This is a genomic window from Mycolicibacterium baixiangningiae (assembly GCF_016313185.1).
Lineage (GTDB): Bacteria > Actinomycetota > Actinomycetes > Mycobacteriales > Mycobacteriaceae > Mycobacterium > Mycobacterium baixiangningiae.
In genome coordinates this window covers 2,303,104-2,329,187 of record NZ_CP066218.1, presented here as the reverse complement: position 1 = coordinate 2,329,187, position 26,084 = coordinate 2,303,104, and the positions used below count along the sequence as shown (strand labels likewise).

The window sequence follows — 26,084 nt, the reverse complement described above, 5'->3', positions numbered from 1 at the left end:
ACCATGAACAGGCCACTTGGCGATTATGAGGATTTCCGTCGATGGTCAGGGAATCCGCTTGAATGGGGTCCGGCGGACAGCGGCTGGCGCGCCTGGTTCGGCGGTCGGGTAGTCGATGGTCTCTGCGACGTCCTTGACGAACATCTCGCCGCCCCACGTTCCGGCCGTGAGCTGTACCCGGCCGCCATTGGCTGCGTTCCCTGGTTGACGAGTCGCGCTGTCGCTTCACGTCTGCTCAGACTCGACACCTTCTGCATCGTCGTTGACAAGCTGCCAGTCGGGCACCGCGCGATGGCGCGGCCAGAGCTGATCAACAGCGGGAAGGGACTTCCCAATAGGGCGATCCTTCGCCTGGAGGATGTTGTTCCTGCCGACAGCTCGGACTACCCAAAGATTATCGGTCCGTACACATCTCGTGAGGACCTCGCGTACGTTATCGACCCGATTCGAGTGCTCGGGTGGCGGAAGGATGGCCGGCCCACTAGTCAGCCCCCACTACCGCATGCCAAGCTACTTGTGCTCGGGGAAATTGGTTGGCGCCAGTACGACACCCCCTACGGTACCGAAGAATATTTTCGCTTTGAACCGCAGCGGGTCTGGTTCGGTTCAGCGAACTGGACGCAGGCATCGAGCTACCACCTTGAGACAGGATTCGTCTGCGACGACGACCGCCTCGTGCGAGCGGCAGAGTCGTTTGTCGCAGATATGATTGCGTCCTCCGAGACCGTTACTTCTCAGTTTGCCGCCCCCGAACGTGAGTTAGTGGACCTGCCTTGGGACGATGCGGCGATGGCGCAGGCAGCATCTGAGATGGAAGAAGCGTACGAAGACTACGACGCGCATGAGCCATAGCCCGCCCACGGCTGCTGTCGGCGGCCTGAATCCTGCGCCGGCTCGTTCGCCTGTGACCGTCGTCGACGGTCACAGGCGCTCCCCCAATCGATGCACCGAAGAGCAACGGAGTCGCTCCCGCGCTGAAACTGCGTTAACCAGTTCTCGGCTCGCAGAGAAGCGCAGCGGAACCGAACACCCCGCGCCGACGGCGGCGAATACACCGGGGTGTTCCGAAATCGTCAGGTACCTCACGATGCGCAGTTCCAGGGTGTGGCGGGAGCCCCAGGACGACTTACGGGGCGCCGAAACTAACCGGGAGCGAACCCCGTGTCCGAGTGCAAGACCATTCCCGGTGAAGCCGACGAACGCGATTTCGGGGCCGACCACTTCGCCGCGCAGAGCAGCGCAAGAGCTCGTGAGATGCCCGACGCCGTGCCCACGTTCGGCAATCGGCCCGTAATCATCGGGGATGCTAGCGTCGCTGCAGCTGCACCCGGACGCAGCCGAGGGAGGGTGATGTGCGCATCTCGCGCCTGCGGCTAAAGGACTTCCGCGGTTGGTCGCAGCTGGATCTTCGTCCCGAGGGTCACGTGGTGCTCGCGGGCGTGCCCAGATCGGGTCGCAGCGACGTGATCACCGCGCTCGCGCGATTGCTAGATCCCGCGTACATCCGCGTGCAGCCGTCGCTCACCGACATACGGCGGCAACGGAGCGGCGCCTCGACACCCGACGATGCCGCGTCGACACGTGACGATTCCGGTGCACCAGCCAAGCCGCGCGAGGACACGCTGGCAGCCCGACCAGTCGGCGGAACCGCCGTGAACGAACCGGGCCTGGCGCCGTACGCCGAAGTCGAGGCGACCCTGGTCGACCTCGACGCGGAGCTGGAACAGTCGTGCGACGGGTTCCTCGAACCACTCGATGTCGACGACCAGATCGACGACAGCGGCAACGCGGCGTTCGACGCGAAACTCGGGGTGCGGATCTGCTATCGCGTCACCTACGATCCGATCGCCGACGTTCTCGAGCACGTCGTGTACTACCCGGCTCGCAGCGACCCCGCGGGGGCGCAGTACGCGCGGGTCCCTGGTGCGACCCGGCGAGCGCTTCCCGTTATCGTCCTCTCGGCGCATCGCCCACTGCAATTGAGAGCCGAGGGTGCGCTGCGAAGGTTGGTCGATGAGCGGGACGCCGAGGGCGCGTCCGAGGCGTTCCGCGCGCTCGAACAATCGGTGGCCACCGCGACGGATGCACTCGCGGCGCATCCCACGATCTCGGCGATCGTCGGCGATGTCCTGCAGGTGGGGAATCTCTCTCACCATCTGACCGGGAATCCAATGATGGCCGACGCGGTGCGGTTTCAGCCGGAGGACGGCTCGCTGTCAGCTCTGCTGCGCACCGTTCAGCCAGCGCTCGAACTCGACGATGCGGGATTGCTGGGCCTGTCCAACCACGGATCGACGACATCGGCTGTCCTCGCTGCGGCTGAGGCGCTGCTGCTCGCGACCACCACCGATCGCGCGGTCGTACTCGGCGACGACTTCGGCGATGGGCTGGACGCTGCTACCTCCGAACACCTGGCCGCGTCGCTGCGCGTCGCCGCCGCACAGATTTGGCTATCCACGCGGCGCCCGGAAGTGGCACGCGCCTTCGCTCCCGCCGAACTGGTGCGGCTCGCGCGCCTCGGGGGAGCCCGGAGCCACCACCGTCTTTCGACGCCGAGCGACCGGAAGGAGATCGCGGTGCGGCGCCTCGTCCACACTCAGCTGCTGCCCGCCCTCACGGCGCCGATAGTCGCGATCGTGGAGGGCCCGCACGACCTGACGACATTCACCGCGGCCGACCGGCACCCCGGAACCGCGCGCTCGACTCTCGCAGCGGTCGGTGTCCGCCTCGTATCGGCAGACAACGGTTCCGGCGGCGGAACCGGTCAGATCCCGAGAGTGGCGGATCTCGCTCGGGCACTGGGTTTTCGCGTCGTCGCGCTCATTGACCGCGATCCGGAAAAGACCTCGGCGACGGTGCTGGCCGATATCGAGGCCGCGTGCGACGTGGTCGTCCGACTCCCTCCCAAGACCGCGATCGAGGAGGCGCTGCAGTCCGGTGTCGACGCCGTTCACGTCCGCGCCGCCGCGGGGGTGCTGCCGGCGTACGGGATCCCCGATCCGTCCGTGGGCACATCCGACGACAATCTGTCGAAGGCCGTGTCCCCTGTTCTTCACAAGAAGGGTCTGCACGAGCAGTTCCTCGACGCCCTGGTCGAGAGTTTGGGCGCCCTGCCTCCGGTCATCGAGGAGGCTCTCGCGACCGTGAGCCGTGTTGCGTCCGCCGCGTACGGAGGGCCGCGTCGTGTCGACATGCTTCCGCCCGCAGCAAGGGATGTGGGAGCGTCGCCGTGACCTACACCCCGGTCGGAACGCAGATCGACGTGATCAAGTCGACGGCGGCGGTGACGGTCGTGCTCGGGGGAGCCGGTACGGGTAAGACGACGACGGCCGCTGCGGCGGCCGCGGCCCTCATCCGCGCCGACGACGCGTCGCGCGACGTGCTGCGTCGCAGGATGCTGATCGAGAAGACGGTGTCACCGTTGCCGCCGCGGGCGAGGGTGCTCCTCCTGTCCTTTTCACGGACCGCGGTGGCTCAGGTCGTCGAGCGGGCGGGGCCCGTGGTGGGGCCGCTGCTCAACCGCATGGACATCGTCACCTTCCACGGATTCGCGTGGCGCGTCGTCACCGACTGGGGCCCGGCGTACGGCTATCATCCGCCGCTGCGCATCCAGTCCGAGGCGGAGTACCGGGTGCGGGGCCCCGTCACCGACAGTCTGCGATACGCGCAGCTCATTCCGCTCGCACTCGACATCCTCGGTAACGACACGGTGTCCGCGTACTACCGGCGCCGCTACGCCCTGGTGATCTGCGATGAGTTCCAGGACACCAGCGATGAGGAATGGCGGTTCACGCAAGCCGTCGCGCCGACCTCGCGCCGGATCCTGCTCGGCGACGTCAACCAGTGCATCTACGCTGAGATGAAGCGGATTGACCCGGAACTGCGGGTAACGGAGGCCCTACGGCTTCCCAACGCGGTCCGCATAGACCTGCCGGTCGCCAGCCATCGCGATCCGACGGGCGTGCTGCCGGCGGCAGCCGACGCGGCGCGCGAACGCCGGTTCCACGACGTGGCGTTGATCGGTGCCGTGACTGACCGGCGGCTCGTCGTCACCCGGATCGGGGCGGGGTCCCGGTACGAGACCGCGATGGAAATCATCGCGACCGAACGTTCGGCGCGGCACACGGTAAGTGTGTTCACCCACACCAACGCCGCGACGACGGAACTGTCGGATGCGTTGACCGAGAACGGCGTGCGGCACGAGCAGGTCGGGCTGTCCGAGGCCTACGGAGAGGCACTGAACGCACAGGCAGCCATGCTCCGCTACGCACTCCACGGCGTCCCCGGCCGATCGGCCTTCGCGGTGTACGTCGCTGCGAATTACCGGGCGCACACCCCGTTGGTCCAGCAGATCGTGCAGAGGACGAATCCCGCATTCGAACGCGCTCTGTTGGACGTGACCGGCGATCTTCTCGCGGCATCAAACCCATTGGACGTCGACGGGCTCGCCGATGTCGTCGCGGGCGCCTACGCGCGTCTAGGGACGCACCGCGGCCAGGAGACATGGACGCTTGCCGCCCGTCGGATGCGATCGGCGCTGCGGCACCTCCGCGGTGGCGAGCCCTTTAGCAGGGTCGAAGCGGAACTGGAGCGGTCACGCCACGCCGCGCTGGTGGGCGACGCAGGACTGCGACCGCACCCGGTGCAGGTCATGAACCTGCACCAAACCAAGGGGAGGGAGGCCGACGTGACGATCCTGCTACTGCAGGACGACGAATACCATGGTAACGAGGGTCCCCCGTACCCGACGCTGTCGCGGCTGCTTTACGTCGTCCTTACCCGGGCGCGTCGACGCGCATACATCGTGGTTCCCGACCGAGTGCACCCGCTGTGGTCGCCGCTCGTCGACACCTACGATCGGGTGGTCGAGGTGATGACGCCTGCCGGCTAGATGTCGTGACCCGGGAGGTTGTTGACGGCGTGCCTGCTTGAAATTGGGAGGACCTCCTGACGGAGTGGATGTGTCTGGCATTCACCCGTAGGAGGTCCTCGTGTCTCACGCTAACGCCCGTACCAACCTGTTCGCTCGTCGCCTGATCGTTGAGCGTGTCGCTGCTGGTTGGCCGCCCGCGCATGTGGCTGAACAGCTGGGTGTTTCGCGGTCAACGGTGTACAAGTGGCTACGCCGGCACGCCCAGGGCGGCGACGCGGCGCTGGCCGACCGGTCCTCGCGGCCGATCCGGATGCCCCAGCGCACCAGTAGGCGGGTCGAACAGAAAGTGCTGGCAGCTCGGCGACGCCGCAAGCGGGGCGCGGTGGTGCTCGCCGCCGAACTCGGTCTCAATCCGTCGACGGTCGGACGGATCCTGGCACGCCACGAAGTGCCCCATCTGTCTGCGATCGACCCGATCACGGGAGAGGCGGTGCGGTCATCGCGGCGCAGCGCCAACCGCTACGAACACCGCACACCCGGATCACTAGTCCATGTCGATGTCAAAAAGCTCGGCCGCATCCCTGCAGGGGGCGGGTGGCGGCTGCACGGGCGCGACGCTGCGGTCTCAGTTGCCCACAGACACAAGAAGACCAGGATCGGCTACGACTACGTCCACACCGCCATCGATGACTACACCCGGCTGGCCTACAGCGAAGTGCTGCCCGACGAGAAGGACCTGACCTGCGCCGGATTCCTGCACCGGGCGTTGGCCTGGTTCGCCGACCACGGTGTGCGTGTGCGGCGTCTACTCACCGACAACGCCCTGGTCTACCGGCGCGGCACGAACTGGGGCTGGGTGTGCTCGGCATGGCAACTCAAACGCCGATTCATCCGACCAGGTTGCCCCTGGACCAACGGCAAAGCTGAGCGATTCAACCGGACCCTGCTCACCGAATGGGCCTACGCGCGCCCCTGGTCATCCAACAGTCTGCGCACACAAGGCCTTGACCGATTCCTACGCCGCTACAACACTCAACGAGGCCACTCCGCCCTCGGCGGAAAACCACCCATCAGCCGGCTCGCCGCCTGACAACAACGTGTCAGGTCACGACAGCTAGACCCGGTGTCGCCGACGGTGGTCGAGTCCCGCGCGAGCCGTCCGAACAACCACCCGAAGAAATGATGTCACCTTCTGACATCGATCTAAATCTCTGAAACTGGCCAAACGGTTGATACGCCCTCCCCAGCCCGAAGTTCACAGCCCGACCGATACGCGTTGACACTCTCCGTCTGGGCGATCATCTCGGCACAGACTGGATTCGTTGCGGATGCCCGCATGACGTCTCGGCCTTCCCTGGCGCGATGCCCTTCTTGATCGCTTCCTGAATCCGCCCGAAAGGACTTGCGGGAGTACGTCGTTACCACATTGAGCCGTAGGACGTGATAAAAGCGACCAGCTGCCCAGATCCCTCGAAGTAATTGTCTACGAAGAATTTTTGCGACTGATCGGCTTGCCCTCTGGGTGGTACAGATAATTCCGCCACAGATAGATCGCCTCGTTCTGCACAATCCAACGCATCGCCCACCTGCTGTTGGTCTTCATCTTCAAAGGTGTCGGACGGCGCTTAATTGACTTCAGCTTCTCTTCCTCGACGTCGTAACGCCAGTCGCGGCCATGGACATCACGGAACTCAATGTAGGCCTTGTATCCGTTAATCTGGATCCACTCAGCCCCGAAGTGACCCTGGTGATCGGGTTCAATCTTGGCGGCGAACATGTGGCTTCCGCAATCTCGATTCGGAGCCTTCTTCGAGTGAGCTCTCTTCACCGATTGGTACAGCTCGTAGGAAGGCGACTCGAAGATCGACGGCTCGCCGAAGATCACCGCTTCGGTGTAGTTGCCCGCGCGAACCGCAGACCAGAGAGACCGACGCTTCGGTAAGACGCGGACTCCGACGATTGGCTTATCCGAGCGGTTATGAACCTCGTACCTTCCACCGGCCCCGGGTTCGAAGTAGATGAGCGAGGCTTGAGCCCACTTCTCAGCCCGCCTACCGACTGCGTACGCAATCGCTGCAATGAGAGCGGCTGCACCCGTCATCACAGCACCGACCCACGTCGCAACATCCCCCCACACCTCTGCGAGGAAGGGTCGCGTCGATAGATCTCCCCAGTTCACGGCAATATCTATACACCAGCGGATGGACAAACTGTTGCAGGCAGCCTGGTGCGCGAGCAACTATAGAGACCTCCATAAAGGCCCTGCCCGCACTGCCGAGCGATCCCGGCTCAGGACCTTTCCCGGGGGACCGCCACAACGAAGATGTTCCCCCGCTTCTTAGCATCAATGGCGCTAGCCAGCGATCTGGGGGCAGCAGCTTCGATCACGTTGACGCTCAGCTGCACCCGTTAGCAGTCCCCTTCAGCTCTTGCGGCCCGGTAGATCTTTCTCCCCGGATATTTGTTTGCGATCCTCTGCCTTGATATAGCTGCCGCTCCCAGCACTTCCGAACGGCCTTGAGTGCGCCGGAGTGAGAAATTTGGGAGGTAGTGTCAGCTCCGGTCGAATCCTGAGCAGCCTGCTCCGGAACCGACAAGGTAGTCACAGAATTGCGCGGCAGACGATCTGGATGCGCATAGCGTGGACAGGTACCGACTGGCGATCTTCCGTCGGACGGGTGCTATTGCCGCGCAGGATGTACGGATTGGCCAGTTCACGCAGGCCTACGGTTGTGAAATGGTGCCAGCCATCCTCGACGGGGACGGGTGCGTCCAGCTTCTCCTTGGTCGTGAGTGGATTGCGGCCGCGCAATAAGTGGAGCACTGATCTGTTCCAGGTGAGTCAAAGGTCCAAGCTGTACTCAGACTCACGCCGGAAGCTAACGCTTCGCTCGCGAGAATCACTGAGTTCATGAGCTTGTCGAGCGGTGCAGCCTGCCACGCACAGAAGCCGTGCCTCCTAGATCTGGCTGCGTCTGCGCGGCGCTTGAGGAATCCCTCGACAATCCGCGGGATTGTGGCGGGGTCCGCCTCGGACGCGACTCCGTACGCGGTCTGCGGAGCGTTGTCGCGGGCAAGTAGCATCCCCACAACTTGTGCTGCCTGGGTTGAGCTTCCACGATCCAGCGAAATCTGTCCTTGCGCGGGCTGGTCGTCCTCGATGTAGCGTTCATAAAAGCGTGCAGTGTTGGTGTGGCGGCCGCGAGTCATCGCGACGTAGACCAGGTTTCGGGTGGCGTTGTCGCCGGGATGGCGTGGCTGGTGTCGGCGGTGACGCCTTGGGCGGAGTGCACGGTGACGGCGTAGCCGAGGTTGATGTGCTCGCGCAGATAGTCGCCGCTGAACACTGCGCCAGCGCCATCGTCGAGGCGGACTGCAGCAATCCGGTGATTCTCCGGATCGATCGCTGCGACTCGCCAGCGGTTTCCGTTGCGGACCATCGGGGCGGACTCGGTGGCTTGTGGATTGTCGATGACGATGACGTTGGGGTCGTTGCGGCGGCTGACGATCAGATCCCCCAACCCGATCTGCTCTCCATTCGCGACAGTGAGGGTGGGTTGGTCGCGTCCTATGCGTTGCTCGTGGAGTCGTTGGTTGAGTGCGCGGGCCATTTCGGTGGTGTCGCAAATGAGTAGTGCGTCATGACCTTTGGTGAGATCGGTCTGGTAGGCGGCGGGGGCGTCGTGTGCCATGGTGACGGCGTCTCCGCAGTGAAGACGGTCATGGGTGCGATACCAAGTGACGGCGCGGGCGACGTCGGCGGGATTGCCGTCGCGCAACGCAAGTGACGCGGTGCGTTCGTCTGGGTCGCGCATCCGCCACACCTCGGAGAGCTTCTGGGTCCAGGGCAGGTCGGTGCAGAGTTGGGCGAACATGCCGCCGCGGGCTTTGACCGGGGCGAGCTGGTGCTCATCCCCCACCAGAACGGTCTTCGCTCCGGCGGCGGTGGTGGCGGTGAGGAGTTGGCGCAGGTCGTCGGTGCCCACCATCGCGGCTTCGTCGATGACGACCATCGTTGCCGGACTCAGGTCGAGTTGGTTGTCGCGCAGCATCTGTAGGGCTTTGGCGACGGTGTGGCCGGTGTCGCCGGCCCCCTCCCGCATCGCGACATCGACTGCCTTCCCCGTCGGGGCCAGGACCAGGACGTGACCGTTGAAGCGGCGGTGCACCGCGGGCATGAGGGCGCGCATGGTGGTGGTCTTGCCCGCCCCGGCAGGTGCGGACAGTGGCTGCACCAACCATGGGGAGCGCCCGATGTTCTCGACGGCGCGGCGCTGATCCTCCGACAGGCCGGCGGTGTCTTCGGGCTTGATCCACAGCATGGAGCGCGGCTCTTGCGCATCGACCAGATCGAGCACCGCCTTTTCTTCATTCAGGATCTGATCCAGGGTGAATCGCTCATGGCCCTCCCGCTGATGTGCGGCGCGCACCCCGGTGAGGCGCACCGCGACCGCGTCGACCGCGTCCTCGACCAGCGCGCGCGGTGACTGTGCGGTGTCCACCGGCAGCTGTGCGCCCACGATCTCCACCAAGTCGGCGCGAGTGAACGCCGCCTTCTCAATATTGGCCGCCGCCTCGGCCAGGTCCTCCCGATCGAACAGCGCGCGCCCCGATGTGCGCCGCGCAGTGCGCGCCGCACGCGCCGCGTCGAAGGATGCGCGGTCCAGGCGCAGCCCCCGCGCATCCGCGGCCCACTGCTCCTGCAGTTGCCCCCAGGACAACTCTTCCGGCTTCGATGGGCGGGTGGCTTTTTGCGCGGCCGCCAGCTGCGCCGCCGACACCTGCCCGTCCACCACGGTGAGGTTTCCGGCGGCCCACTCGCGCAGCGCGGTCGAGCGCCGCGACCACGCGGTAATGGAGTCCCGGTCGACCCCGGCCAGCTCCGCCATTCCCGTCGCCGGGTCCACGGGCTCCCACTCGAAAGCCAGGGAGCGGTGTAGTTCGCGACGCAGCGTGGCCTGATAGATCACTCCGGCAGCGCGGGCCTCGTGATACAGCGACGTCCCATCGATGGAGACGAACTGCCCGTCGCCGCGCGCCTGGCGGTTGGGCACGATGACATGGGTGTGCAGGTGCGGATCTCCGCACCGGGAGGTCTCGTGCTGATAGGCGATCGCCACCAATCCCGGCAGCCGCACCAAATCCTTCTCTCCCGTGACCGGGTTGTGTACCCGGGTGTAGCCGGCGTGCGTGCTCAGATACTCCATCGCCTCGGCGAGTGCGGTGGTGTGCGCGTCGGCGATCGCTTTGGCGATCACGTCGTCGGTTTTCAGCGCGCGTATCAACGACACACTCTTCGGTGCGCAGAACGTCAGATCGAAACCGTGCACACCGCGCACGCCGAAGGTGCGCCCGTGCGCACCGTTGGGTCCGACGCCGTCATCGAGCCAGCGCGCCACCACCTCCGCGTCGGCCTCACCGCCCGCCCGCTGGTGATCGGTGAGCCCGACGAGTCTGGCGGTCGTATGGGTGTCACCGGCCAGTAGCCATACCGGTGTCCGGGTCTCGTGCTCGCAGTAGTACTCCCCCAGTCCGCCTCCGGCGCGGGCGCGATCCTTGGTGGCGCGCTCGGCGGCCTGGGCGGTGTCGATGTAGTAGTTGATCGACCACCGCTTCAGCTTGGCGATCGTCAACATCAGAATCATCCACCCGGGATCAGCGACGGCGGCACTTGCTGCGCCACAACCATTCTCGCACCGCTGTGCAAATGTGCCATGCAGTTTCTCTGAGGGTTTGGGTGGTGCGGATATCCGTAATATTAAGGGGTGTAGGGGTTTTGGGGAAGGTGCGGGAAGGGAGGAGTGGTGATAGGGGATGTGATGGGACAGATTGAGATGGGTTGCGGGGTAAGATTGGAGGATTGGAGACGTCGTCGATGTGCACGCGAAATTTTGAGCATATGAACGTCATCGGGCGGTCTTACAGTGGTGTAATGCCGCTGAAGTGGCGGCCGACAGGAAGTGACCACCATGGATGACACCAGCGATAAATGGCTTACCCGGCGCGAGCTCGCTGACCGATACGGACTGCCGGTGAAGACACCGGCCGAGTGGGCCTCGAAGGGCACTGGCCCCGGGTACGCGAAGTTCGGACGACACGTGCGTTACCGACTCAGCGACGTAATTGATTGGGAAGAGGATCAATTCGCCCCGTCGAAGCGTCACTCCGCCTGAGTAACATGATCCGGTAGGCGCCTGATCATCGCCGGCCAAAATGGCGGCGGCAGGCACGGGGAGGGGAAGCCCCATGGCCGGTAGGCCTCAACTGCGGATCGGCACGCACGGAAAGATCCAACGCGTTTACAAGGGCGGCGGCGTGTGGCTGGCACGGTGCCGCTACCGAGATGCCGACGGCGTCACGCGCCTTGTGCAGAAGCTCGGCCCTGTGGACGAATACGACCAGCACGGCAAGCTGGCCGAGGACGCACTGATCGCCGCACTCGCGGAGCGCCAGCGATTCGCCGAATACGGAGAGATCGGACCGCACACGAAAGTGAGCGATCTCGTCGAGCGGCACCTCGCACGGCTTGCTGAGGACGGCCGGTCACCGGTCACCATGTCGACGTACCGATTCACCACGACGAAGCTCAAGAAGTTCATCGGCGGCCTCCGCGTCAGCGAATCCTCTCCTGCGCGCATCGACGCCGCACTGCGCTCCATGCGAAACGCCCACGGCGCCACAATGGCCCGCCAGTCCAAAACGATGCTGCGCGGCGCACTGCAACTGGCCGTCATGTCGAGCGTGCTCAGCGCCAACCCTGTGCGCGACGTCCAGCCTCTGGGATCGAAGAGTCAGCCCAAGGGCGCGGTCGCGCTCACCGCGGACCAGCTGCGGGACCCTCCTGGTCAAGATTCAGACATCCTCCTACTGCGAGAAGCACGACCTCATCGATCCGATCACCCTGCTCGTCGCCACAGGGCTGCGCCGCTCCGAGCTCCTGGGCCTGAGGTGGGCGGACTTCGACGAGAAGGCCGGCATGCTTGCCGTCACCGGGAAGGTCATCCGCGTGACCGGACAGGGGCTGATGCGCGTCGATGAGACCAAGTCGACCGCAGGACGGCGGACTCTTCCGCTACCGAAGTTCGCGATCGAGATGCTGCAGAAGCGTAGACATCTGCCGTACCTCGGAGAACAAGAGGTCATCTTCCCGTCCACCGCCGGCACGCTGCGCGACCCCAACAATTTCGCCAAGGAATGGCGCACGGCACGTGACGAACTCGGCCTCGGGGACGCCACCACTCACAGTTTCCGCAAGACTGTCGCGACACTGATCGACGACGAAGGTTTGTCTGCCCGAATCGGCGCGGATCACCTCGGGCACAGTCACGTGAGCATGACTCAAGACCGCTACATGAGCCGCGGCCGGATCCACACACAGGTTGCCGATCTGCTCGACCGCGCTGTGGCTTCTAAAACTTCTTGTCCACACCCGGCTCCCTGAACTGCGGCATCATCGGCATTCTCAGTCGATGTCCACCTTTCGGATTCTCACTTTCATGTCCACTTCGAAATGAATGCGGAGATGAGCGCCAAGTCGGCATGCGACGACATCCGCGCACTGGCCCCCTTCTCGTCACTGTGACCGCAACAACGCTTCCGATCAGGATTGGCCGCGTCCCACCGAAAACGGGCCCTGTAACAACGTTTTCCGCGCCTGCGTCTATCGGCAGGTGATCGAAGGAGACGTGGACTACTTCAAGTGCGGGCAGTGCCGGAAGCAATCGAGCGTGCGGACGCCGTCACCCCCAACTTGACCGGGGTTGTGCACGGACGTCCAAAACGTTGGCAGGCTGCGCAGGGGCGACCGCCCGAGCACGAAGTTCCTCCAACTGCGTCACCGTTGTGCGGACCACAACTGGCGCCCGACACCAGGTCAGTCCCCCGCCGCGCCTCGCGCCCGTGTGGCTTTCAGACTTCATGGCCGCCCCTTCCGCTGACGACCGACGACTGCAGCGTTCTCACGCAATGTCCGCCCTGCGGATACTCACTTTCAAACTGGATGGTGCGACACCCTCGCAAGTGGCCTTTTCGTCACTGTGCTGGATCGACACCATCTGCGCAGAGAACGTCAACACCCGCGAGACATACTCTGATGGTGGCCAGGGCGGCCAACATGTTGCCTGTTCGGTTTCCGACGGTCTGTGTTGACTAAAGGGGAGGCTTGCGGCAGCGATGACGCCGACAGCGGGCCAGTCGGAAAACTTACTCGGAGAGCGGCTTTGGTTGTGATATTGGCCGATTGATCCTGCTCTCGTCTAGGACGTAGCTGACGGCGTCACGCAGCCAGATTGCTTGGTCGGTTGACAGCGGCATCTCCATGCCCCAGTGCGGGCACACGACATCCCATCCCTTCGGCACCCCTCCCGGCAACTCATACTTGGCGATCACGCCGCCGTAACGTGCGCCAGGCGATCCTTCGCTCGGCAATCCCATCCGGGACGGAGGCAGCGATGTCGGCGAAGGTCGCTGCGGAATGGCCTGGGTCTGCTGGGGGGCGGTCGATCACCCAGCTCTCTCGGGCGCCTGTAGTGGTCACGGGCTGACTCGCAGTGTGCTGCTGCGGCGAAGGCCGAGATCCAGCCGGCGGCGGCAAACCGGTCGTTTTGATGCGGCGGCAGGTGATGGAGATGAAGCGACCGGATGCCCTGGTGATCGGGCGGATCCTGGGTAGGCCTTGAGGGCTCTGGCATCGCTGCGACAGCTGGGCGGCATAGATGCTCAAGCGCTGCAGGCGGTTACGCCCGGGCGACCGCTTCTACTTCGACTGCTGACCCGTAGTGCAGTTCTTTGACGCCGGCAACGGCTCGGGCGGGGCGATGGCTTCCGATCCATTCGCCGTAGATGCCATCGAAGGTTGCCCAGTCAGCGATGTTCGTGACATACACGCGGACCTGCACGAGATCTTCGCGGGTCAGGCCTGCAGAGGCCAGGCAGGCATCGACGTTGGCAAGGACTTGTTTCACCTGTCCGCTGAAGGATCTGGTGGTGAGCGGCTCGCCGTGAGTGTCGATGGGTAGCTGGCCGGAGATGTAGGCGATTCCGCCGACAATCGTGACGTGGCTGTATCTGCCCAGTGGGGGGACGAGACCGGCAGCGTTGATCTGCTTCATGTCGTAGCGCTTTCGTTGGGCGTGGACTCTTTGAGGTAGTTGTAGACGGTCGCCCGAGAGACGCCGATGGCCTCGCTGACTGTCGGGACGGACTTCTTGATGTCCATGTATCCCTCATCACGTAGTTGGCGTGTGAGCGCCCGAGTTGCTCCGGCATCCAAGGCCTGGGGGGTCTGACCTCGCTCGGCTGCGTATCGGGCAATGAAGTCGCGTATCTCCTGGAGGCTCTTCGGCCGCAGGCTTTCCTGAACTCGCGTGCCCTGTTCGTCGATGCGGGTCAGGGCAGCGAGCTGGTGGTTGAGAGTACTGAGCAATGACACGTCCACGTTCAAGCACAGCGCGGCGATGTAGTTGCCGTCGCTGTCCTTGATGCCGATCGAGGTGCTTTTCGATGCCCGGCCGTCGGGGAAGTTGTTCGCGTAGTTCTGAAGCACGGCAGGGAAGCTCGGGTCCTGGATGCGGGCGAGTCCGAGTTCTGTTGCCGAGTCTCCTGGCTGGCGCCCCGACATGTTGTTTTCGATGGTGCGAATCGTGTGCAGGGAGTCTCTCAAGTCATGGAGGACGACCTCACACAGGCCGGGAAATGTTCGTCCGACAGCGGTGGCGATCTTGTCGAGTTCAGACAGGAGGTGCTCGGTTTCCGACGGTGTCATTCATTCTCCAGCTCGGTGGTGTGGTGCACCGCCGGGCCGTTACTGGCCCGTCCGGGCCTGGATCGGCCCCCGACGGGTCCGGCAGGCTGCGCCCGGGGGCGGCACCTTTCATTCTGTCGAAGATTTTACTCAAAGTCCACACTGCTCTTTACAAACAGTTGTCGGTTAGACAGAATGTAACGCAGGTCGCATTCCCACGACAGGATCCCGATACCACTCGATAGAGAGAGCCTCGTAGTGACGACACCTCCGAACCGTACGACCTTGCTCGACCCTCAGACCCCGTTCCTGCTGGCGGACGAGACGAAGATTGACCGCAATATAGACCGGTTGCAGGCACACCTCGAACGCTTCGATGTCCCTCTCAGGCCCCATGTGAAAACATCGAAGTCGACGGTTATCACGCGAAAGATATGGGCCGGACGAACTGGTCCGATCACGGTGTCCACCTTGGCCGAAGGTGAAGTCTTCGCCGCGGATGGTTTCACCGACATCCTGTATGCGGTGGGGATTGCGCCAGACAAGCTGCAGCGCGTAGTGGACCTGCGACGTGCGGGCGTCGACCTCACCGTGCTTCTCGACAGCATCGAACAAGCGCAAGCCGTCGCGGACGCGTCGTCGACCTACGGTGTACCTATACCAGCTCTCCTCGAAGTCGACTGCGACGGTCACCGCGGAGGCGTACTCCCCGGGGATCCCGCAGCGATCACGATCGCGGAGATTCTGAATGTCGGCGGTGCAGAGTTGAGGGGAGTGTTGACGCACGCCGGCGAGTCCTACTTCAGTTACTCACCACACGAGCGCGCCGCCGCCGCAGAAACCGAACGAAGAACAGCCGTTGCTGTTGCCGAAACCTTGCGCGCGGCGGGCCACCCCGCGCCCATCGTCAGCGTCGGGTCCACTCCTACCGCGCACGCCGTCCGCGACCTGACCGGTGTCACCGAGGTACGAGCTGGGAACTTCGTCTTCTTCGACTTGGTCATGGCGGGCATTGGCGTCTGCGCGCTCGACGATCTCGCCCTCTCAGCCGTGGTCAGTGTCATCGGACACCGACCCGACAGGGGTTGGATTCTGACTGACGGCGGGTGGACAGCAACCTCACGTGATCGAGGAACCGCAGTCCAAGCCGTCGACCAAGGGTACGGACTGGTCGCTGACATTTACGGCGAACTACTCCCCGACGTGCTGATGAGCGGCGCGAGCCAAGAGCACGGCGTCTTGTCTGTGCGGCCCGGCAGCGGCGCAGAACTGCCGGCACTCCCCATCGGAACCAGATTGCGGATTTTGCCTAACCATGCGTGCGCCATGGGAATCCAACATTCGAAGTATTCCGTCGTGCAGGGCTCGTCACCCGTCATTGTCAATACTTGGGAGCGGGCGCAGGGCTGGTAAACCCGGCTTTGCAGCACCCCACCGGTCGACCGTACGCAGACGAGAACCCACGTCGACGCCCAGCTTGTCTACCCACACACCCACACCGGAACACACGACAGAACTGTTAACACCGCCACCACGAACGAAAGAGAATGCACATGGATACCCCCCCTTGCGAAGCATCGGCCCGACAGTATGACGCCGTTCTATTCGACCTGCTCACAGCACTTCTGGACTCGTGGACAGTGTGGGCCGACGTTGCGGGCGATCCTGCCGTCGGCCGACGCTGGCGCGATGAGTACTTGAAGATTACCTATGGCGAAGGCGCGTACCGCCCTTACGAAACCCTCGTAGCAGAAGCAGCTGAGGCCCAGGGACTGGACCGCTCCTATGCCGATCGCCTGTCAGCCCGGTGGAACACGATCCAACCCTGGGACGAAGCACCGGGCGTGTTGCGTGAACTCTCATCGAACGGACTCAAGATAGGTGTCGTCACCAACTGCTCCGAAAAACTCGGTAAAATTGCCGCGGATCAACTGCGTGTTCCCCTGGACGTGATGGTCACCGCCGAGGTCGCAGGTGCATACAAGCCGCGACCGGAACCGTACGCCCTTGCCATCGAGCGACTCGCGCTTCCCGCGGATCGAATCCTTTTCGTTGCGGGATCTCGCTACGACATACCCGGCGCCGGCGGCCTCGGAATGCCCGTGTGGTGGCACAACCGCATCAACATGGACCGGGGCGACCTTCCAGCTCCGCTCGCCGAACACGACAGCCTGGCGCCGCTCCTCCGCGACACAGTCGGGCCAATCTCGTGCGGTCCGTAGGTCAAGTACCGGGTCGGAGCGCTGATCCCGGCGGTACTCCGTCGACAAACAGGACAGCCGTAGCGAGGCTCGCTCATGCGGAAACCCAGAGCCCCTCCTAACTCGCAGCGACAAGTTGTCAATCTGCCTCTGTCGTAACCGCAATTCAGGCATCAAGTACATTCCCGAGCCCCCGCCGGGCAATGACCCGATTCGATGCCCTGCCGTGATGCACCTGATCACCGGAACCGTCCCTGGCGGATCACCGGGCCAGTCTGCCGGCGTGCTCGCCGCGTGGACAGGCTGAGGACGTACCGGACGATGTCGTACCGAGCTGAGAAGCCAGTCCGGTCGACTACCTCCATCCCATCCCCCCGTCACCGCCCGCAGTCGCGGGGAGACCTGACCCCGGCCCAACTAGCTCGACGCCGTGGTCACCCAAAGAACAACTCGACGCCGTGGTCACCCAAAGAACAAGGAGCGCAACATGGTCATCGATGGATCAACCGCCGCATCGACGCGGCCTCAGCCGGCCGGCCGATGGAGAATCATCACCAAGTTGTGGTTCTGGATCATCGTTGCGATCGCCGCAGGTATCGTTCTCGGCCTGACTGCGCCCACTGTGGCAGTTCAGATGAAATGGCTGGCCGACACCTTCATTCAGTTGATACGCGTGGTCGCACCACCGATTATCTTCTGTTCCATCGTCGTCGGTATCGCCTCTCTCGGCGATCTGCGCAAAGTGGGCAAGCTCGGCAGCATCGCGTTGGGCTACTTCTTCGCGATGACCACACTGTGCCTGGCACTGGGAATGGTGGTCGCCAACCTCGTCAAACCCGGAGCCGGCTTCGAAGGCGACCCTGGGGCCACTGCACTCGAAAAAGCACAAGAAGACCTCGCTCAAGCTAGCGACAGCGAGGGGATCGTCGGCTTCATTCGACACGACATCCTGCCCAGCAGCTTCGTACAACCCTTCGTCGAGAACGCGATACTCCAAGTGGTGGTGCTGGCCATCGTCGTCGCCTGCGCGGTCTCGGTGCTTACGCCCACTCTGCGCGAGAGCGTCGTCCGCACATTCGAGACAGTCAACAAGGTCGTCTTCGGTATCATCCGCATCGTCATGTTCACCGCGCCACTGGGCGCGTTCGGTGGCATCGCTTACACCACAGGACAATTCGGAAGTCAGAGCCTGGGCTCTCTAGGTCTCTTGATGCTGGCGTTCTGGCTGACATGCATCATGTTCGTGTTTGTCATCCTCGGCGCGATCGCAGCTTGGAGCGGGTTCAACATCTTCAAGTTCGTGCGCATGATCAAAGACGAGTTGCTGATCGTCCTCGGCACCTCCTCCTCGGAAACCGTACTACCCCGCTTCCTTGCCAAACTCGAGGCAGCCGGAGCCTCACGCCGCGTGGTGTCGTTGACCGTCCCTACTGGATACTCGTTCAATCTCGACGGAACAGCCATCTACATGGCCATGGCTGCCCTGTTCATCGCGCAGGCAGGCGGAACCGACCTTTCGCTAGGTGCGCAGTTGGCCCTACTCGGCCTGATGCTGATCACCAGTAAAGGCGCGGCAGGAGTCAGTGGCGCGAGCGTCGTGACACTCGCCGCAACGCTGCAAGCATTCGGAACCGAATTCTTCCCGCCGTCCACTCTCGCTGTCGGAATCGCCCTTGTCATCGGCATCGACCGCGTCATGAGCGAAGGCAAAGCACTCACCAGCGTTGTCGGCGTCGCCGCCGGAACCATGATCATCGCCAAGCTCGCAGGGGAACGTGACGACGACGCCTTCCAGCGAGCCCTCGACAACCCCGCAACCGTGCGAGATGCCATCACCCAGGAAATGCTCCCGACGCCACAACCTTCACCCCTGCCACGATCTGTTGCGCTGGAACGGACATAGCGACTCTGCGCTGGTAAAGGACTGAGCCGTTCACATTCTCTAGGTCTGAGCCAGGACGGCCGGTTCGGAGTGTCAGCCGGCGACCAGATCACGATGCCATGGGCTTGTCAGTCGAGGCTGATGAAGACGTTGTCGAGTACGCGGGGTCGCCCGGCGCGCAGCGCGGTAGCGCGTGAGGCGTAGTTGTGGCGGTCGATGGTTCCGATGAGCAGGTCGGTGGTGTCAGCAGCCCACCGGTGCGCCCACGCGCACTGCGTCGAGGTGGCGTAACGCTGTCCCGTGTGGGGCGCGCTGATGACCAGTCCTGGCCCGGCTTGACGGCGAGCCTGCTCGTTGATCTCTTGGCCGGTGATCCAGCCGAGCGCTCCGGGCACCACTGCAAAGGCACCGATGGTGTCTGCGCCCCGGGTGATGGCCCACAGTTGTTGGTGCGCATGCCAGTACCGCAGATCGTCGGGTGCGGCCAGGGACATGTTGTTCGACAGTGCGGGGTCTGTCGCGGCGAGCTGGGCATAGCGTTCGGCGACCACGCCGAGGGCGACTTCGGGGGTATCGAGCCGTTGTAGAGTGACGCGGCCATCGCAGGGCGCCATGTCGCGGCATCTGGCGGCGTGAGTGCTCTTGTCGAGCAGAGCGTCGGTCCAATCGGCCAGCCGGTGGGGCCGGGTCTGCACACGCAAGTAGCGCACGTTGAACGGCGACCATTCAGCCAGTACGCACGCGGCTAGGGAGTCGAGTCGTCGAAGCTATGGGCCAAGACGTCGACGAACGGGCGAGCGACGTTTCGCGAGTAGAACCTGATCCCACCCAGCAGGTCGCCGCGCGGCGTACGGATATGTCGGTGCGCGTAGTCCAAGGACGCGATACCGGGCAGGTGAACGTGATCGGAGAATGTCCTGGCGAAGTCGCCGTCTCCCACGAAACCATCCTGTGCGGCGACCCATTCGCCGACCTTGCGCCGCCCAGACGGGCCAAACAACCGGCTCCGCCAGGACCACCTGATCACGCAGCGACGGCCACTGCTCGACGATCCCCCACCACCACAGCATCCGCGCGCACTCACCGCGGCATCAACCAGTTTCTCAAGCCAGCTGCACCCTCCGGAACGTCTCGCCGGGCTGCGGATTCTCACTTTGATGTCCAATTGGACATCGTGTGGACATTCAGTTTGAGAAACGGACATTAATTTTGAGAAGCCACACGCGCGGTTAAAGAGCCCGACGGTCAATGAAACTTATGAGTATGCATTTTGTAGGTCAATAGCCTATGATTCGCATACTGGAGGGTGGATTATGGCAAGGCAACACAGCACGGCGGTCCCCGCCGGCCTCGCCGCGCGCCCACTGCGCACCTTTCGCACCGGGCAGGCCGATGCCACCTACGCGTACCCGGGCCCCGAAATCGCACGGCTCTACGAACACGGCCTGCTCCATCGCCTCGCCCACGGTTACTACGTCGTCATCCCACAAGAAATGCTGGGCCGCAGATGGATTCCCGATCTGGAAGCCGCCGCCGCCGGAATCGCCACCACGATCTTCGGCCATGACGACATCGTCGTCATGGGACTCAGCGCCGCGCGCCTGCACGGCGCAATCCCCCGCGCTCTGGCAACCGCCATCGTGGCGGTACCGCGCCAACACCGCCCCATCACACTCACCGACCGGCCGGCCGTCGTACGGTTCGTCAAACGCAACACCGCAGAACTCGACGCCGAACGCGTCCGCACTGACCTGGGCCCCACACTGGCGACGACACCCGAACAAACCATCCTCGACCTCGCGCACCGCCCCACCCTCGGCGACAGCGCAACCGACGTCCCCGCCGCCGTCAAAGCCCTCCACGCACGAGCGGATCCAGACCGTTTGCGCCAGCTCGCCACCGAACAACGCCGCTTGGCCTCCCTGCGCCGGGCGGAAGACTGGGCGGGGGTCGATCATGGATCCTGACGAACGCGACTCGGTCGCAACGCAGTTCAGCGTGTCCGCCGAACAAGTCGAGCGCGACCACCTCATCTCCCACATCCTCGCGTTCCTCAGCCGCGAGTTCGGTGACCGCGTCCACTTCATCGGCGGCACCGCCCTGGCCCGCACCCACCTCCCCGACGGACGGCTGAGTGAAGACATCGACCTCATCGCCATCGGCAGCCGCAAAGAGGTGGCCACCGAGCTCGACGCCACCCTCCCCCGCGCTGTCGCGCGCACCCACGGCTGGCTGACCGTCGAACCCGCCCTCAGCGGTACTGCAGACACCCTGCCGGTGCTGTTGCGCCCGTCGGACGGACGCCCGGTTCGCCTCCAATTGCTCTCCGCGCGCGACCGGGTCGTCTGGCCGACGGAACGGCGCGACCTGTTTCAGCGCTATGCGGACGCACCCGCTGCTGAACTGCTTGTACCGATTCTCCCCGCATTCGCGGCGTCGAAGACGGCCACGTGGACGGACCGGCACGCCGCCCGCGACCTCTGGGACCTGTGGGCGCTGAGCCGACTCGGCGCCCATCGACCCGGACGCAGCCGCACTGTTTCGGCGATACGGACCGACCAACAAGGTGCCGACGCAGCGCATGTTCGACCGGGCTCCGACGGATGCCGAGTGGCAGGCCCAGCTGGCCGGACAGACCCGCCTCACCGTCACGGCAGCCGAAGCGCTCGCCGCCGTGCGCGAGGCATGGCGGCAGGCCGTACGACCTGCGAAGACCGTCATAAACGGTGAATAAACGATGAGTTCCAAGAATCGATCTTGAAAAACACCCTCTGACGTGGGGCGGGCGGGGCTCGAACCCGCGACCAATGGATTATGAGTCCACGGCTCTAACCGACTGAGCTACCGCCCCGGCGCGACAAGCGCGGCACCATCGTCGCATGCGGCCGCGGCCCGGGCGAACAGCCCTCACCGCCCGTCGGTACGCAGACCACGAGAACGCACCCACGGCAGCGTCATCAACACCCACGTCACGATGACCAATGCCGTCGCCGACAGGATGTACAGCGGCCATGGCCCCAGCGCATCCAGCAGACTCGCGGTCGCCGGCTTGCCGTTGAGGAACCCGTAATTGGTACCGGCGATCCGGTTGAACACGAACGTGACAACGGCCCACCCGGCGGTCACGACTACGACGAGGCGCAAGCTACGCCAGTTCGGCCGCATTCCACGCCCCCACGTCAGGTAGATCGCCGCCCACACCACCAGCAGGTGAATCGCCCAGAACGCCAGGAATGTGTAGTGCGGGAAGTCCGGGCCGACGAGCACCGGCGAAATCAACGCCTGCGCACTGAGCACCAGGCCCCAGTAGTACGTCAGCGCGAACGCCCAGTGGCGCTGCGACCACAGCGCACAGGCCGCGGCCACCGTCGCGAGGTCGGTCAACCTCAGCGGCACCGACCGCTCGACCGTCAGCGGGACGAGCGAGTAGATCAGCACCGACGCGTAGATCGCTGCGGTCAGGGCGCCGAGGATCCGCCCGAACCACCGGGACTGCACCTCAGTTTGCCTGCGCCCCAACCACACCAGGAACGCCGCGCCGAGCACGAACACTGCGATGGCGCCCCAGTATGACGGCCCGTACGCCGCGAACTGTCGCTGCACGGCAACCGTCACGCCGTCTCGGCGAACACCGTCTGCCCGTCCTCGTTCACCATGTACCGCTCGGTGCCCGACGCCACCCTGGGCGCGTCGGCGCCGAGCGCGACGGCGATCTTGTTGGTGGCGTTGCGCATGACGTCGAGCGTCAACTCGACGGACTGATTCTCGGAGAAGCACTTCCGCACACCCCGCGCCACCTCGACCGGAATCGCCGATGGTGTCCACACCAGTGCGTCCACGTATCGCAGCGCCACCTTGTGCGCTGCACTCAACTGCTCGGAGTATTCGTAATCCTGAATCTCGGCGTACAACGGTTCCGAACCCCCGGCATCGAGGGCGTGCCCCTCCCGCAGCGACTTGCACAGCCGGCAGTTGTGGGCGATCGCCCCGCGCAACCGCACCACCTCGGTCGTCAGCGGATCGAGCGAGTGCAACCGGGCGACCGCGGGCACGAACTCGGCAATCAACACCTGCGCCGGGTCGGTCTCGTGATCCCAGTCCACCGCATCGCCGACCGGGTGACCGAGGCCGAGGGCCTCGAAGCCCGCCCGCACCCGCGGCACGAAGTCCGCGACGAACACCGCGGCGGCCACTCGAAACGCCTTGTCGTCCAACACTGTTGTGAACCGTGCGCGCTGGTTGTCCCCGACCTCCGACACATCCGTGGCGAATTGTTCGGCGAACGCCGCCACGACCGATTCTTCGTCCGCCTTCTCGTCGAACAGGTCGACCTCGACGGGCAGCGGAGGCAGCTGCAACGCCCGTCCACACGTCAACCGGATCACCGCGTCGAGGCGTTGATCCCCCGACGACATCGCGACAAGTGCAGACAGCTGACCGAACACGTCATCGACAGGATCTGTGGACACTCCTGGATTATTGCGCCTGGCTCACCGAGGACATGTGAAAGTCGGGAATCCGCAGTGTCGGCATCGACGCACGCGTCGCCCAGTCACCCCACTCACGCGGCAGGGTCACCTCACTCACTCCGGCTTCAGTGGCGCGCCGCAGCAGATCCAGGGGACTCTCGTTGAACCGGAAGTTGTTCACCGCCGCGGTCACCTCACCGTCCTCGATGAGGTACACCCCGTCGCGCGTCAACCCGGTCAGCAGCAGGACCGTCGGGTCGACTTCGCGGATGTACCACAGTGTGGTCAGCAACAGCCCCCGCTCTGTGCTCGCGATCATGTCGGCGAGTTCCGCCGTCCCACCCGTCATCAACAGATTTCCGGCTGGCACCGCGACCGGTTGCCCGAACTCCGCGGCGGCCGCCCGCGGATACGCCAACGCGTTGACCGCGCCGTCGCGCAGCCAGTCCACCCGGCCGATGTCCATACCGTTGTCGAACACCGACACCCGCTCTGAGGACGTTGCGGCCGCCACGAACGGCGTGCACGCCAGCCCGGGCGCCGCCGGATCGGAGTACAGCGTCAGCGGCAGGTCGCTGAGCTTCTCCCCGACCCGTGTGCCACCGGGCGCCGACAACGCGGTGCGACCCTCCTGTGCGCCGCGGCCGTCCATCGTCCACGTCAGGTAGATCATCATGTCCGCGACGGTCGACGGCGGCATGATGGTCTCGTAGCGCCCCGCAGGAAGGTCGACGGTGCGTTGCGCCACCCCAACCGCATCGACAGGTCGGCGAGCATGGAATCCGTTGGCACGTCCACGAAGTCGGGTGTGCTGATACCCGTCCATGCGCTCGCGTCGCCGCGCTTGGCGTTGATCTCCACCGACCCGGTCGGCTCGGTGTAGCGCCGGCGCAGACCCGTCGACGTCGCGACGAACGTCGTCTCCAGGACATGCCGGGCGAATCCGTAGAGCGCGTCCTCACCACGGAACCCGCGCGCCAGACTGCCTGCCACCGAGGCGAACACCTCCGCACCGGTCGCCGGCACCGGCAACTCCCAGTCCCCCGGCGTCTCGCTCGCCGGCAGCGGCGGTGCGCTGTCGCGGGCCTCCGGTGCGGCCACGGCGGCGTCCTGCGACGCGGCGACCAGCGTGGCGATCGCGGCCGGTTCCACCTCACTGGATCGCACCGAACCGACCTGAGCGCTATCGCCCTTGCGCACAATCGAAATCACCGTCGTGCTGCGGCTGACCGACTCTCCGTTGGTGGTCATCGAGTTACCGGCCCACCGCAACGACGCATCGGCCCGGTCGGTGACGAGCACGATCGTCTCGTCGGCCCGGCCTCGGCGCGCGGCTTCTGCGAGCACCGCGTCGACCACCTCCTGGGGCCCGATCACCGGTGCGCCTCCTCACGGGTGTTGAGCACGTTGACGCCCCGGAACAGCGCCGACGGGCTGCCGTGACTCACCGCCGCGACCTGCCCGGGCTGCGCCTTGCCGCAGTTGAACGCCCCGCCGAGCCGCCACGTCGACGGACCGCCGACCGCTTCGAGTGCACCCCAGAACTCCGTCGTTGTCGCCTGGTACGCCACATCCCGGACCTGGCCGTCGAGGCGGCCGTCGCGGATCCGGAAGAACCGCTGGCCGGTGAACTGAAAGTTGTAGCGCTGCATGTCAATCGACCAACTCTTGTCACCCACGATGTAGAGACCGTCCTCGACGCGCGCGATGAGGTCGTCGGTGCTGACCTCCTCGGCCGCCGGCTGCAGCGACACGTTGGCCATCCGCTGGATCGGCACGTGGTGCGGGGAGTCGGCGTATGAACAGCCATTGGACCGGGCTACCCCCAGCCGCGGGGCGAACACCCGGTCGAGCTGGTATCCCACGAAGACACCGTCACGCACCAGATCCCAACTCTGCGCGCGCACGCCTTCGTCGTCGAAACCGATTGACGCCAAACCATGTTCGACGGTCCGGTCGGCGGTCACGTTCATCACCGGTGAGCCGTACCGCATGGTGCCGAGTTTGTCAGGAGTGGCGAACGACGTGCCGGCGTAGGCGGCCTCGTAACCGATGGCCCGGTCGTATTCGGTGGCGTGACCGATCGATTCGTGGATCGTCAACCACAGGTTGGAGGGATCGATCACCAGATCCGTGGGTCCGGCGACCACGCTGGGAGCCTTGGTCTTCTCGGCGAGTAACGACGGCAGCTCCGCCAATTCGCCGGTCCAGTCCCACACGTCGTCGCCGGCGACAGCCTCCCAGCCGCGCCCCGTGGGTGGAGCCAGCGTGCGCATGGTCTCGAAGGTGCCCGCGCCGGTGTCGACGGAGACCGCCTCGAGCGTCGGCAGGACGCGCACCCGCTGCTGGGTGATCGACGAACCGAACGAGTCGGCGTAGAACGTCTGCTCTTTGGCGGTGTGCAGTCCGGCCGAGACGTGGTCGACGCCGTCGGCGGCCAGCAGCCGGCCGGAGTACTCGCCCAGCACAGCGATCTTCTCCCCGGCGGGCACCGTGAACGGATCCACGCGGTAGTCCGACACCCACGTGACATCGCGGTAGACCGGTTCGGGCGCGAGCTCGATGCGCTCGGCGTTCAACGGGGCCAACGTGGTGGCGACCCGCACCGCCCGTCGCGCGGTGTCCGCGGCCACCGTCGGGTCGAGTTCGGCGTGTGAGGCGAACCCCCAAGTGCCGTCGACGATCACCCGCACCGCCAGACCGATCTCCCGGTCGATGACCGCGGTCTCGAGCTCACCGTCGCGCAATTGGACCAGTTCACTGGTGATCGCGTGGATCCTCAGGTCGGAATAGGTGGCGCCGGCCGCCAGCGCAGCCGACAACGCGGCGTCGGCCAGTTGCTCTCGTGGCAGGGCGAGGAAGTCTGCGTCAACCGGTCGGGGCGCTGTCACGGCATCCACCGTAGCGGCGGTCGAGC

Annotated in this window: 19 protein-coding genes, 1 tRNA gene and 3 pseudogenes; 12 read left to right on the top strand and 11 right to left on the bottom strand. The window is 64.7% G+C overall.

The annotated features are described in order from the left end of the window. Positions 1–3: 3 nt before the first annotated feature. The 4 genes and pseudogenes from I7X18_RS30105 to I7X18_RS10880 all read left to right on the top strand — a co-directional run. Positions 4–375 (top strand): annotated as a pseudogene (locus tag I7X18_RS30105) (hypothetical protein); the annotation flags it as partial. Positions 376–1,352: 977 nt separating this feature from the next. Then, the gene (locus tag I7X18_RS10890; RefSeq protein WP_193048449.1) at positions 1,353–3,233 is read left to right on the top strand and encodes a hypothetical protein; all 1,881 of its coding nucleotides are present in this window, start codon (positions 1,353–1,355) and stop codon (positions 3,231–3,233) included. Continuing rightward, positions 3,230–4,891 carry a UvrD-helicase domain-containing protein gene (locus I7X18_RS10885; RefSeq protein WP_193048448.1) on the top strand — a complete coding sequence of 554 codons (1,662 nt, stop codon included), beginning with the start codon at positions 3,230–3,232 and terminating at the stop codon, positions 4,889–4,891. Before I7X18_RS10890 ends, I7X18_RS10885 begins: the two co-directional genes overlap by 4 nt. Positions 4,892–4,991: 100 nt before the next feature. After that, positions 4,992–5,963 (top strand): IS481 family transposase, encoded by a 972-nt coding sequence (locus tag I7X18_RS10880; RefSeq protein WP_193048679.1) that lies wholly within the window; start codon positions 4,992–4,994, stop codon positions 5,961–5,963. Between the two features lie 393 nt (positions 5,964–6,356). Here the strand turns inward: I7X18_RS10880 and I7X18_RS10875 are convergent, their stop codons facing one another. Then, positions 6,357–7,052: a hypothetical protein gene (locus I7X18_RS10875; protein WP_193047267.1), complete on the bottom strand. Its 696-nt coding sequence runs from the start codon at positions 7,050–7,052 to the stop codon at positions 6,357–6,359. A gap of 986 nt (positions 7,053–8,038) precedes the next feature. Continuing rightward, positions 8,039–10,509: pseudogene (gene mobF / locus I7X18_RS10870) on the bottom strand (MobF family relaxase); the annotation flags it as partial. 333 nt (positions 10,510–10,842) lie between these two features. Here mobF and I7X18_RS10865 point away from each other — a divergent pair. From I7X18_RS10865 to I7X18_RS29555, 3 genes are read left to right on the top strand one after another with little or no spacing between them, the layout of a single operon-like run. Continuing rightward, complete coding sequence (locus I7X18_RS10865) at positions 10,843–11,046, top strand: helix-turn-helix transcriptional regulator (protein WP_193047266.1); 204 nt, start codon at positions 10,843–10,845, stop codon at positions 11,044–11,046. A gap of 40 nt (positions 11,047–11,086) precedes the next feature. Then, positions 11,087–11,911, top strand: a complete 825-nt coding sequence (locus I7X18_RS29560; protein ID WP_226864050.1) for a hypothetical protein — start codon at positions 11,087–11,089, stop codon at positions 11,909–11,911. Beyond that, entirely contained in the window at positions 11,793–12,314 is a 522-nt protein-coding gene (locus I7X18_RS29555; RefSeq protein ID WP_226864048.1) for a site-specific integrase, read from the top strand. Before I7X18_RS29560 ends, I7X18_RS29555 begins: the two co-directional genes overlap by 119 nt. Before the next feature lie 1,294 nt (positions 12,315–13,608). On the opposite strand, the gene I7X18_RS10855 is transcribed toward I7X18_RS29555, so the two are convergent. Together I7X18_RS10855 and I7X18_RS10850 are read right to left on the bottom strand one after the other, a co-directional pair. Then, positions 13,609–13,983, bottom strand: a complete 375-nt coding sequence (locus tag I7X18_RS10855) for a RidA family protein (RefSeq protein WP_193047265.1) — start codon at positions 13,981–13,983, stop codon at positions 13,609–13,611. Beyond that, complete coding sequence (locus I7X18_RS10850) at positions 13,980–14,636, bottom strand: helix-turn-helix transcriptional regulator (RefSeq protein ID WP_193047264.1); 657 nt, start codon at positions 14,634–14,636, stop codon at positions 13,980–13,982. Before I7X18_RS10850 ends, I7X18_RS10855 begins: the two co-directional genes overlap by 4 nt. A gap of 264 nt (positions 14,637–14,900) precedes the next feature. Here I7X18_RS10850 and I7X18_RS10845 point away from each other — a divergent pair, with 264 nt between their 5' ends. The 3 genes from I7X18_RS10845 to I7X18_RS10835 all read left to right on the top strand — a co-directional run bounded on the left by I7X18_RS10845 (position 14,901) and on the right by I7X18_RS10835 (position 18,719). After that, positions 14,901–16,028 carry an alanine racemase gene (locus I7X18_RS10845; RefSeq protein WP_198730541.1) on the top strand — a complete coding sequence of 376 codons (1,128 nt, stop codon included), beginning with the start codon at positions 14,901–14,903 and terminating at the stop codon, positions 16,026–16,028. Between the two features lie 140 nt (positions 16,029–16,168). Then, positions 16,169–16,837, top strand: a complete 669-nt coding sequence (locus tag I7X18_RS10840) for an HAD-IA family hydrolase (RefSeq protein WP_198730540.1) — start codon at positions 16,169–16,171, stop codon at positions 16,835–16,837. Positions 16,838–17,303: 466 nt separating this feature from the next. Continuing rightward, positions 17,304–18,719 (top strand): cation:dicarboxylate symporter family transporter, encoded by a 1,416-nt coding sequence (locus tag I7X18_RS10835; RefSeq protein WP_193047261.1) that lies wholly within the window; start codon positions 17,304–17,306, stop codon positions 18,717–18,719. 107 nt (positions 18,720–18,826) lie between these two features. Here the strand turns inward: I7X18_RS10835 and I7X18_RS10830 are convergent, their stop codons facing one another. Both I7X18_RS10830 and I7X18_RS10825 read right to left on the bottom strand, forming a co-directional pair. After that, the gene (locus tag I7X18_RS10830; protein ID WP_332522614.1) at positions 18,827–19,393 is read right to left on the bottom strand and encodes a GNAT family N-acetyltransferase; all 567 of its coding nucleotides are present in this window, start codon (positions 19,391–19,393) and stop codon (positions 18,827–18,829) included. 50 nt (positions 19,394–19,443) lie between these two features. After that, a complete protein-coding gene (locus tag I7X18_RS10825; RefSeq protein ID WP_193047259.1) occupies positions 19,444–19,638 on the bottom strand; it encodes a hypothetical protein in 195 nt (64 codons plus the stop codon). A gap of 373 nt (positions 19,639–20,011) precedes the next feature. Here I7X18_RS10825 and I7X18_RS10820 point away from each other — a divergent pair, with 373 nt between their 5' ends. Then, positions 20,012–20,665 carry a type IV toxin-antitoxin system AbiEi family antitoxin domain-containing protein gene (locus I7X18_RS10820; protein ID WP_193047258.1) on the top strand — a complete coding sequence of 218 codons (654 nt, stop codon included), beginning with the start codon at positions 20,012–20,014 and terminating at the stop codon, positions 20,663–20,665. Beyond that, a complete protein-coding gene (locus I7X18_RS10815; RefSeq protein ID WP_226863902.1) occupies positions 20,655–21,428 on the top strand; it encodes a nucleotidyl transferase AbiEii/AbiGii toxin family protein in 774 nt (257 codons plus the stop codon). The genes I7X18_RS10820 and I7X18_RS10815 overlap by 11 nt, the downstream gene beginning before the upstream one ends. 47 nt (positions 21,429–21,475) lie before the next feature. On the opposite strand, the gene I7X18_RS10810 is transcribed toward I7X18_RS10815, so the two are convergent. The 5 genes and pseudogenes from I7X18_RS10810 to I7X18_RS10790 form a co-directional block, all read right to left on the bottom strand. Beyond that, a tRNA-Ile gene (locus I7X18_RS10810) sits at positions 21,476–21,549 on the bottom strand. Between the two features lie 56 nt (positions 21,550–21,605). Then, entirely contained in the window at positions 21,606–22,313 is a 708-nt protein-coding gene (locus tag I7X18_RS10805) for a YwaF family protein (RefSeq protein ID WP_193047257.1), read from the bottom strand. Further along, the gene (locus tag I7X18_RS10800) at positions 22,310–23,143 is read right to left on the bottom strand and encodes a carboxymuconolactone decarboxylase family protein (protein ID WP_193047299.1); all 834 of its coding nucleotides are present in this window, start codon (positions 23,141–23,143) and stop codon (positions 22,310–22,312) included. Before I7X18_RS10800 ends, I7X18_RS10805 begins: the two co-directional genes overlap by 4 nt. Positions 23,144–23,174: 31 nt before the next feature. Beyond that, positions 23,175–24,544, bottom strand: a pseudogene (locus I7X18_RS10795) (metallopeptidase TldD-related protein). Further along, the gene (locus I7X18_RS10790) at positions 24,541–26,058 is read right to left on the bottom strand and encodes a TldD/PmbA family protein (RefSeq protein ID WP_193047256.1); all 1,518 of its coding nucleotides are present in this window, start codon (positions 26,056–26,058) and stop codon (positions 24,541–24,543) included. Before I7X18_RS10790 ends, I7X18_RS10795 begins: the two are co-directional and overlap by 4 nt. Positions 26,059–26,084: the final 26 nt, after the last annotated feature.

Excerpts from the sequence above, each read along its gene's own strand:
- I7X18_RS10865 (WP_193047266.1), top strand. The coding sequence starts at position 10,843 with ATGGATGACACCAGCGATAAATGGCTTACCCGGCGCGAGCTCGCTGAC.
- I7X18_RS29560 (WP_226864050.1), top strand. The coding sequence starts at position 11,087 with ATGGCGGCGGCAGGCACGGGGAGGGGAAGCCCCATGGCCGGTAGGCCT.
- I7X18_RS10855 (WP_193047265.1), bottom strand. The coding sequence starts at position 13,983 with ATGAAGCAGATCAACGCTGCCGGTCTCGTCCCCCCACTGGGCAGATAC.
- I7X18_RS10850 (WP_193047264.1), bottom strand. The coding sequence starts at position 14,636 with ATGACACCGTCGGAAACCGAGCACCTCCTGTCTGAACTCGACAAGATC.
- I7X18_RS10840 (WP_198730540.1), top strand. The coding sequence starts at position 16,169 with ATGGATACCCCCCCTTGCGAAGCATCGGCCCGACAGTATGACGCCGTT.
- I7X18_RS10835 (WP_193047261.1), top strand. The coding sequence starts at position 17,304 with ATGGTCATCGATGGATCAACCGCCGCATCGACGCGGCCTCAGCCGGCC.
- I7X18_RS10820 (WP_193047258.1), top strand. The coding sequence starts at position 20,012 with ATGGCAAGGCAACACAGCACGGCGGTCCCCGCCGGCCTCGCCGCGCGC.
- I7X18_RS10815 (WP_226863902.1), top strand. The coding sequence starts at position 20,655 with ATGGATCCTGACGAACGCGACTCGGTCGCAACGCAGTTCAGCGTGTCC.